This window comes from Streptomyces pseudogriseolus (assembly GCA_002154585.1).
GTDB lineage: Bacteria > Actinomycetota > Actinomycetes > Streptomycetales > Streptomycetaceae > Streptomyces > Streptomyces pseudogriseolus.
Map to the genome: position 1 here is coordinate 1 of MUNG01000467.1, position 9,465 is coordinate 9,465.

Genomic DNA, 9,465 nt, shown 5'->3' on the forward strand with positions numbered 1-9,465 from the left:
TCCCGCCGGCGGGAAACGCCACACCGACACCGGAGACGAGAGACCACCATGTCCGCAGCACCGCACATCGAGCTGAACCACACCGCCGTCTACGCCCGTGACCGCCGGCGCTCCGCCGAGTTCCTCGCCGGGATCCTGGGTCTGGAGGTGGGGGCGCCGTTCGGGCCGTTCCTGCCCGTCGACCTGGGCAACGGCGTGACCCTGGACTACTACGAGATGCGGGACGAGCCCGTGCAGTCCCAGCATTACGCGTTCCTGGTGCCCGACGAGCGGTTCGACGCCATGATCGCGCGCCTGGAGGAGGCCGGGGTGACGTACTACGCCGACCCGCGGCACACCGAACCGGGGCGGGTGAACACCCTGTTCGGGGGGAAGGGCGCCTACTTCGAGGACCCGGACGGCCACAACATGGAGATCATGACCCGGCCGTACGTCCGCCCCTGAGCGGGTGACCGGTCAGAGCGGCCGGTACATGATGTGCAGCCCGACCCGGCCGTGCCGGGGGTGGTCGAAGGCGTCGGGGACCGTGCCCAGGACGGTGAAGCCGAGTGAGGTCCACAGCCTCACCGCGGGGTTGGTCTCGACGACGGCGTTGAACACCATGCCCCGGAACCCGGCGTCGCGTGCCGCGGCCAGCACGTGCTCGGCCAGCATCCGTCCGGTCCCGCGGCCGGCGCGGTCGGGGTCGACCATGAAGCCCGCGTTGGCGATGTCCGCGGCGGGGCCGCCGTAGTTGGGGGTGAGATAGGCGGAGGCGACGACGGTTCCGTCGTCGTCCTCGACGACGTACACCCGTTTCGGGGGGCTCGTCCACAGGGCCCGGGCGTCCTCCTCGGAGGTGCCCGGGTCCCAGGTGTAGGTCTCGCCCGCCGCGACGATGCGGTGCCAGAACGGCCAGATGCGGGGCCAGTCGTCGGTGCGCGCTTCCCTGATCGGCATGGTGGCGAGTCTGGCACGCCCGGTGCGGGCGGGGGTGCGGAGGTGACGGGTGTCAGTCGACGCTGGGGAGGATGTGCGGCTCGGCGAGGTCCTCCTCGTACCCGGCGAGGCGGATGGGGGCCGAGCGGGCCCACACGTCGAGGAAGCCCAGTTCCCCTGGCCGGCGGCCGGAACGCTCCGTGCGTTCCTCGGGGCGCTGTTCGAGTTTCGTCTGCTCCGGTGTCACCGCGCACTCCTTATGTGTCGGTCACCCTCGGGACGTACCGCGTCGGCCCCGTGGCCGGCGCCCTGACGCCCGAGCGGGTCTGTGTGCATGCCGTTCGGACGCGGTGGCGCCGGTCGTTCGAGGGAGAGCGGGCCGTGGTGAACCGGCGGTCCCATGACGGATGGTGGGTGCGGGTAGAACCCTTGGTGCTGTCCGTCCGCCTCAGATTAACCAAATGAGCGGCCCCCCGCTCGATGGGGCTGGAAACTGGCTGTAACAATCACATGACGGATCGCCCATCATGACCTGCCATGTCCGGTCATGTCGTGACAGAATGCGCACAGCCACTCACTCGAACGGAGTACGCGCGTCGCGATGTACCGGACAAGTCCGGACAGCCGGGGCGCGGTGGGGGGCGCCGTCGGCCGTCACGGGTACCGTCGAGGGGCCGCGGGTCACCAGCGGCCGGGCGCGTAGTCCTTGAGGAAGACGCCGTACAGGTCCTCGCCCGCCTCGCCGCGCACGATCGGGTCGTAGACGCGGGCCGCGCCGTCGACCAGGTCGAGCGGGGCGTGGAAGCCCTCCTCGGCGAGGCGCAGCTTGTCGAAGTGCGGGCGCTCGTCGGTGATCCAGCCGGTGTCGACCGAGGTCATCAGGATCCGGTCGGTGTCGAACATCTCCTGCGCGCTGGTCCGCGTCACCATGTTCATGGCCGCCTTGGCCGCGTTGGTGTTGGGGTGTCCCGCGCCCTTGTAGCCACGGGCGAACACACCCTCCATCGCGGACACGTTGACCACGTAGGCGCGGTTGGAGGACGCGCGGCGGGCCGCCTCGGCCATCGCCGGGCGCAGCGCGCTGATCAGGATGAACGGCGCCGTGTAGTTGCACAGCTGGGTCTCCAGCAGCTCCACCGGGGAGATCTGCTCGATGGTCTGCACCCAGGTGTTGGAGTCCACGACGTCGGGCAGCAGTCCGCCCGCGTCGATGGCGGTGCCGTCCCGGTGCCGCTCCACGCTGGCGTTGCCCGCGACCAGGGCGAGGTCGGCCACCGCCTGGGCGTCCAGGTTGGCGGTCCCGGCGGGGAGCGCGGTCAGGCCGTCCACCGCGCCGGAGTTGAACGCGCCGATGACATGGTGCGCGGGCAGCTCGCCGGCCGGCAGCGGGGCGCTCTCGCCCTCGACGAGCGCGGCGTACGCGGAGGGCAGCCGGCGCACCGTCTGGGTGGCGTTGTTGATCAGGATGTCCAGCGGGCCCTGCTCCGCGACCTGGTCGGCGAGTGCCACGACCTGGCCGGGGTCGCGCAGGTCGATGCCGACGACCTCCAGGCGGTGCAGCCAGTCACCGGAGTCGTCCATGGCCTTGAAGCGGCGGATGGCGTCCTTGGGGAAGCGCGTGGTGACCGTGGTGTGCGCGCCGTCGCGCAGCAGCCGCAGCGCGATGTACATGCCGATCTTGGCGCGGCCGCCGGTGAGCAGCGCCCGCTTGCCGCTCAGGTCGGCGCGGGCCTCGCGGCGGGACCGGTTCTCGGCGGCGCACTTCGGGCAGAGCTGGTGGTAGAAGTAGTCGACCTCGACGTACCGCGTCTTGCAGACGTAGCAGGAGCGCGGGCGCTGGAGTATCCCCGCGATGCGGCCCTGCTCGACGCGGGAGGAGGGCAGGATGCCCTCGGTCTCGTCGTCGATGCGCTGGGCGGAGCCGGTGGCGGTGGCCTCGGTGACCGCCTTGTCGTGCGCGGTCTTGGCGGCCCGGCGCTCCTGGCGGCGGCGCTGCTTGACCGTGCGGTAGATGTGCGAGGTGGCCCGGCGGACCGCGATCGCGTCCGGATGGTCCACGTCGATCCTGTCGAGCTCCTCGAGCACGCTCAGGCAGACGGCCAGCCGCTCCGGGTCGATGCCGGGCCCGTGCGCCACCTCGTCCGTGGTCCCGGGTCCGTCCTGTGTCACCGTCATCGCCGCTGCCGTTCCCGCTTCGGTTCGCGCGGCGCTCCGTTCGCGTCCGCTGTCGAACGGGGGATTTTACGGAGCGCCGGGCCGCAGCACCAAACCGCTGCGCTCAGTGAGCGCAGGCCACGGTGAGTGCCGTCACCTCCTCGGTCACCGCGCGGGCGAGCAGGCCGAGGTCCTCCACGGCCGCGCCGTCGGCCACCAGACCGTAGTGGACCCGTCCCCGGTAGGTGGAGACGGCGACCGCGAGGGAGTGGCCGGGGGCGAGCGGCGCGAGCGGGAACACGGCGCCGAGCGGGTCGCCGCCGAGGCGCAGCCCGAAGCCGGGCAGCGGCACGCTGGTGACCAGGACGTCGAACCAGAGCCGGGCCGCCTGCCCGAGCAGCGGTCCGCCGAGCCGGTGGCCGAGCGGCGGCACGTGCTCGGCGAGCAGTGCCACCGCGCCCGCGCCGCGGTGCGGGCCCGCCTCCTTGTTGCGGTCCATGGCGGTGCGGACCCGGGTCAGCCGGGTGACCGGGTCCTTCTCGTCGACCGGGAGCCGCATCAAGTACCCGGAGAGCCGGTTGCCCTGCGGGTGGGCGGTGCGGGGGCGGCGCCGGGAGACGGGGACGAGGGCGCGGGGGGCGACGCCGTCGCTGCCGTCGCCCCGCTCGTCGAGCCAGCGGCGCAGCGCGCCGGCGACGACCGCGATGAGGACGTCGTTGACGGTGCCGCCGGCGCTCTTGCGGATGCGGTGCACGTCGTCGAGGTCGACGACCACGCCGGCGGTGCGGCGGGTGCCGCTGGGCGCGCAGGCCAGGGCGGGCGAGGAGCGCATGTCGAGGGTGGACCGGGCGACGGCGGCGCCGATGTCCAGGGCCCGGCCGGCCTCGGCGAGGGCGTCGCGCACCATGCCGGGCACCTCGCGGACGTCGGGGACGACGCCTCGGGACGGCTCGGGGGGCCTGGTGCGCGGGGTGGGCAGGTCGGTGGGGTCCATCAGCGCGGCGGCGAGGGTGAGGGCGCGCAGTCCGTCGGCGAGGGCGTGGTGGAACTTGAACAGGACGGCGAAGCGGGCGCCGCCCTCCTCGGGGAGGACGTGCGCCTCCCAGGGCGGGCGGGTGCGCTCCAGGGGGCGTCCCATCAGCTCGCCGGCGGCGGTGTGGAAGTCGGCGACCGGTTCGCGCAGCCGCACGTGGTTCAGGGGGTCGAAGCCGGGGTCGGGTTCGCGGGCGGCGCCGCCGAAGGCGAGCGAGCCGCGGACGACGGAGGTGAGCGGGCGGCCCAGCGCGGCCGTGAGCGGTTCGCCGGGGGCGGGCCAGGGGCGGCGCAGCGCCGACAGCGAGCGCCGCAGTCCGGGGGGCCGCCAGGTGTCGCGGATGCGCATGCGCAGGCCGGGGACGGCCGCGGCCCGGGCGGCGAGCAGGTCCGCGGCGTGGGCGGCCGCGGAGGGCGAGCCGGCCGTGAAGACGCCGAGCGCGGCGAGGTGCATCGGGTGACCGGCGGACTCGAGGTTCCAGAACGCCAGGTCGAGGGGGGCGAGCGGGTCTGCGGTCATGGGCGGGGCCTCGCAACGACGACGGGAACGGATCAGCAGTCAATCGCTCCCGGCCGATTACGGTCAAGTACGATCTGGCTACCCATAGTTAACAACATGTGACGTCTTCGCCCCTCCCGCCGCTACGGCAGAAGGGGCGAAGATGTCGGTGACATGCGGGTCCCGCGGGCCCGGCGGGGCGTCCCGCCGTCCGGCGGGGTGACGCGCGCCACCCGGACGCACGCCACCCGGACGGGCGGAAGCGCCGCCCGCGGCCGGTCAGTCCGCGGCCGGGCAGCCCTCGGGCCGGGCCTGGGAGGCGTCCCGGATCAGGTCCTGCTGTGCGGCCCGCACCCGCTCCACGTCGGGCTTCATCACCCGCCGGTCGTAGGTGAGCAGACCGTTGAGCTCGCCCTCCACGTCGGAGATCTGGGTGTAGACGGCGCCGTTGCTGCCCCGGCACACCAGCGCCCGCACCTCGTCCAGCTTGGTGAGGTAGTCGTCGGTGTAGGTCGCCGGGTCGACGTCGACGTAACTCTGCTGCACGGGCCAGGCATGGCCGGGCACCGCGAGGCCGAGACCGCCGTACTCGCCGCTGACCAGGGCGCGTTCGCCGTCCGGGCGGGGCGGCAGCGCGGGGCTGGGGTAGCCGTGCTCGTCCATGATGTCGCCGGTGCCGCCGTCGGCGCCCAGGTTGAGTCCGGACTGGTTGTTGACCAGCCGCGTGGGATCCCAGGACTTGGCCTGCGCGGCGATCCGGCCGACGTCGTACTGGCCCCAGCCCTCGTTGAAGGTGACCCACATGACGATCGACGGGCTGCTGATGTGCTCGTCGATCATCTCCTTCATCTCGCGCTCGTAGCGGGCGCGGGCCTCGGCGTCCGGGTTGCGGGCGTCCCGCATGGCGGGCATGTCCTGCCACACCAGCAGTCCGAGCCGGTCGGCCCAGTAGAACCAGCGGTCCGGCTCGACCTTGATGTGCTTGCGCACCGAGTTGAAGCCGAGCTGCTTGTGCGCCTTCAGGTCGTAGGCCAGGGCCTCGTCGGTGGGCGCGGTGTGCAGGCCGTCGGGCCAGAAGCCCTGGTCGAGGGTGGCCATCAGGAAGACGGGCTTGCCGTTGAGGACGGTGCGCGGCACGCCGTCGATCTTCTCCACGGCGATGGAACGCATCCCGAAGTAGCTGCTCACGCGGTCGGCGCCGACGCTGACCTCGAGGTCGTACAGGAAGGGGTCGTCGGGCGACCACAGGTGCGGCTTCCTGATCTGCAGGGTGAGCGGATGTCCGGTGCGGCCGGACGCGGTGGCGACCTTGCGCCGTCCGTCGTACGCGGTGGCCGTCACCGGCAGCCCCGCGCGCACGCCCCGCGCCTCCACGGTGAGCCGTTCGCCGGCCACGTCGGGGATCAGCTCGAGGGAGTCCACGTGGTCGCGGGCGACGGGCTCCATCCACACCGTCTGCCAGATGCCGGAGCTGGGCGTGTACCAGATGCCGCTCGGGTCGAGCCGCTGCTTGCCCATCGGCGGATTCTCGCCGTCGGCGGCGTCGGTCGGGTCGTAGACGCCGACGATCAGCTCCTGGGGGCCGCTCCGCCTGAGCGCGTCGGTGACGTCGACGGAGAACTTGTCGTAGCCGCCCTCGTGCGCGGTGACCTTGGTGCCGTTGACGTAGACCTCGGCGCGCCAGTCGACCGCCTGGAAGTTCAGGCGCAGCCGCTGGCCGGAGCCGATGTGCCAGCCGCGCGGGACGGTGAAGGTGCGGCGGTACCACATGCGGTCCTCGTGCCGCTGGATCCCGGAGAGCTGGGACTCCACCGGGTACGGCACCAGGATGCGTTCCTTCAGCGTGCGGCCCACGGGCGGCTGCTCGCCCTCCTCGGCGGCGGCGAACTGCCAGCGGCCGTTGAGGTTCTGCCACCGGGAGCGGGTGAGCTGGGGGCGCGGGTATTCGGGGTGGGCGTTGCCCGGGCCCACCTCGTCGGCCCAGCGGGTGCGCAGCTCGTGGGTGGAGCGGTTGGGTCCGCTGCTGAGGAAGGCGTCGACGGGGTCGCCGTCGGTGGCCGTCAGGCCGCCCTGGCCGTCGTACTGGACGTCGGCGGTGCCGCGGGCCGTGCCGGTCCTGTTGCCGACGACGGGTTCGGCGAGCGTGACGAGCAGCGCCCTCGGGTCGGCCGGGTCGGGTGTCGCCGAGGTCAGCGGCCAGCGGGCGCCGCCGATGACGGCGTTGAGATGGTCGGTGAAGCCGGCGGGCGGGGTGGCGAGCGGCTCGGGGAACGTGAGCTTGAGGGTGCGTCCGGAGGCGAGGACGGTGGCGTTCAGGGCGCCGTCGTAGTCGAAGCCGTCCGGGAGGCGGAACGCCGACCGGGGCACCGGTTCCTTGGCGCCGCCGGGCGGGGTCCAGCGCAGGTGGAAGTTGGAGCCGCCGTAGTGCTCGAAGTACTCGACCTTGATGTCGTGGGCGCGGCCCGCGGTGAGCTGGACCGGCTCGGAGGTCTGTTCGTTGTCCCAGTCGTCCAGCCAGTGGTCGATGACGAGGGCGCCGTCGATCCACAGGCGGAAGCCGTTGTCGGAGCTGACGGAGAAGGTGTGGGCGCCGGTGGTCTCCGGCACGATCCTGCCGGTCCAGCGGACGCTGACGTCGTCCGCCTGGCCGGTGGTGAGGCTGAGACGCGGCTCCAGGTTGTCGAAGTCGAGACCGGGGTCGAAGGCGACGGCCTTGAGTTCGTGGAAGTCGAAGGCGCCGGGGGCGGAGTGGGTCCAGTACTCGCCCTTCAGCCCGTGGATCTCCACGGGGTCGTCCTCGGCGGCGGCCGAGGCGGGCCCGGTCGCGGTGAGGCCGGTGACGCCCAGCGCGGTGGCCAGGAGGAGGGCGAAGCGGTTCCTGAGTCGTCTGATGCGCACGGATCCTCCGTCGGTGAGGAAATGACGGCTCGCTGTGCATGTTCTGTTCTGTGCGTGTTCTGTTCTGTGCGTTGTCAGTCCCATACAACGTTGTCAAAGAACAGCACTTGGCATAACAGCACGGATTCCGTCAGCAGTCCAGGGACATGACAAAGACCCCGGCCGTCTCGGACGACCGGGGCCCTCACTGCGGCCGCTACGGCACCAACTGCCCCTTGCCCAGCGCGATCACGCCGTTCTCGGACACCGTGTACAGCTCCGCGTCCCGCTCCGGGTTGACGCCGATCGTCGCGCCCGGCGGCACCTCGACGTTCTTGTCCAGCACCGCCCCGCGCACCACCGCGCCCCGCCCGATGTGCACGTTGTCGTGCAGCACCGACCCCTGCACCACCGCCCCCGGGTCGACGACCACGCCCGGCGACAGCACGGACCGGGTCACCTGGCCCCGGATCAGGCAGCCGGCGCTGATGATGGACTCGCCGGCGATGCCGCCCGCGTTGAACCGGGCCGGCGAAAGCTGCCCGGAGTGGGTGTAGATGGGCCACTGGCGGTTGTAGAGGTTGAACGCGGGACGCTCGGCGATCAGGTCCATGTGCGCGTCGTAGTACGCGTCGAGCGTGCCGACGTCCCGCCAGTAGCCCTGGTCACGGCTGGTCTCCCCCGGCACGTGGTTGGTGCTGAAGTCGTACAGGTACGCCTCGCCCCGCTCGGTGAGCTGCGGCAGGATCGAACCGCCCATGTCGTGCACCGAGTCCTCGTCCTCGGCGTCCCGCATGAGCGCCTCGACGAGGGCCTTGGTGGTGAAGATGTAGTTGCCCATCGAGGCGAACACGCGATCGGGGTCGTCGGCGAGACCGGGCGGGTCGGCCGGCTTCTCCAGGAAACGCTCCACCGTGAGCCCGTCCGAGCCCGGGGTGATGACGCCGAACGAGGACGACTCCGCGCGCGGCACCCGGATCCCCGCCACGGTGACGCCGGCACCGCTCTCGATGTGCTGGGCGAGCATCTGGCGCGGGTCCATCCGGTACACGTGGTCGGCGCCGAACACCACCACGTACTCCGGGCGCTCGTCGTGGATCAGGTTCAGCGACTGGAGGATCGCGTCGGCGCTGCCCAGGTACCAGCGGGGGCCGAGGCGCTGCTGCGCGGGGACCGGGGTGACGTAGTTGCCGAGCAGGCTCGACATCCGCCAGGTGGTGGTGATGTGCCGGTCCAGCGAGTGCGACTTGTACTGCGTGAGCACGCAGATCCGCAGGATGTCGCCGTTCACCAGGTTGGACAGCACGAAGTCCACCAGGCGGTACGTGCCGCCGAAGGTGACCGCCGGTTTGGCGCGGTCCGCCGTGAGAGGCATCAGGCGCTTGCCCTCGCCGCCCGCCAGCACGATTCCCAGGACCGATGGTCCACCACGACGCATGCCCGTCTCCTCACGCCGAGTTTTCCCATGACTGCCCCGGACGGGCCGTGCTAAGCCTGCCCGAGGATCTTCTCGTACAGCCCGGCCGTGCGGCGGGCCACCGCGTCCCAGCCGAACTCGCCCACCGCGCGCTCCCGGCCCGCCTCGCCCATGGCCCGCGCGGCCTCCGGGTCGCCGAGCACCGCGTCCAGCGCCCGGGTGAGCCCCGCCTCGAAGTCGTCGTCCAGGTCGACCAGCAGCCCGGTCCTGCCGTGGTCCACGACCTCCGGGATGCCCCCGACCCGGGAGGCGACCACGGCGGTGCCGCACGCCATCGCCTCCAGGTTCACGATGCCGAGCGGCTCGTACACCGAGGGGCAGACGAACACCGTGGCGTGCGTCAGCAGCTGGATCACCTCGGACCGGGGCAGCATCTGCGGGATCCAGTGCACGCCCTCACGGACCCGGCTCAGCTCCTCGTACAGCTCACGGAACTCGCGGTCGATCTCCGGGGTGTCCGGGGCGCCCGCGCAGGAGCACCACCTGCGCGGGCGCCCCGGACACCCCG

The 9,465-nt window shown here is 72.2% G+C and carries 8 protein-coding genes; 1 reads left to right on the forward strand and 7 read right to left on the reverse strand.

Annotated elements, in window-relative coordinates:
- Positions 1–48 precede the first annotated feature (48 nt).
- Entirely contained in the window at positions 49–444 is a 396-nt protein-coding gene (locus tag CCN29_RS31140; RefSeq protein ID WP_086685870.1) for a VOC family protein, read from the forward strand.
- Positions 445–456: 12 nt separating this feature from the next.
- On the opposite strand, the gene CCN29_RS31145 is transcribed toward CCN29_RS31140, so the two are convergent.
- From CCN29_RS31145 to CCN29_RS31170, 7 genes are all read right to left on the reverse strand, one after another.
- On the reverse strand, positions 457–939 hold the full coding sequence (locus CCN29_RS31145) for a GNAT family N-acetyltransferase (protein WP_006131751.1): 483 nt from the start codon (positions 937–939) through the stop codon (positions 457–459).
- Between the two features lie 52 nt (positions 940–991).
- The gene (locus tag CCN29_RS35130) at positions 992–1,165 is read right to left on the reverse strand and encodes a hypothetical protein (RefSeq protein WP_006131752.1); all 174 of its coding nucleotides are present in this window, start codon (positions 1,163–1,165) and stop codon (positions 992–994) included.
- 434 nt (positions 1,166–1,599) lie between these two features.
- Positions 1,600–3,093, reverse strand: coding sequence for an SDR family NAD(P)-dependent oxidoreductase (locus tag CCN29_RS31150; protein WP_031063466.1), 1,494 nt, complete (start codon positions 3,091–3,093; stop codon positions 1,600–1,602).
- A gap of 103 nt (positions 3,094–3,196) precedes the next feature.
- The gene (locus CCN29_RS31155; RefSeq protein ID WP_086685872.1) at positions 3,197–4,624 is read right to left on the reverse strand and encodes a wax ester/triacylglycerol synthase family O-acyltransferase; all 1,428 of its coding nucleotides are present in this window, start codon (positions 4,622–4,624) and stop codon (positions 3,197–3,199) included.
- Positions 4,625–4,882: 258 nt separating this feature from the next.
- Positions 4,883–7,501, reverse strand: coding sequence for a PA14 domain-containing protein (locus CCN29_RS31160; protein WP_086685875.1), 2,619 nt, complete (start codon positions 7,499–7,501; stop codon positions 4,883–4,885).
- Between the two features lie 196 nt (positions 7,502–7,697).
- Positions 7,698–8,918, reverse strand: coding sequence for a glucose-1-phosphate adenylyltransferase (gene glgC, locus CCN29_RS31165; RefSeq protein ID WP_031063458.1), 1,221 nt, complete (start codon positions 8,916–8,918; stop codon positions 7,698–7,700).
- A 50-nt stretch (positions 8,919–8,968) separates the two neighbouring features.
- The coding region (locus CCN29_RS31170) for a glycosyltransferase (protein WP_143661421.1) at positions 8,969–9,465 on the reverse strand (497 nt) is incomplete at its 5' end.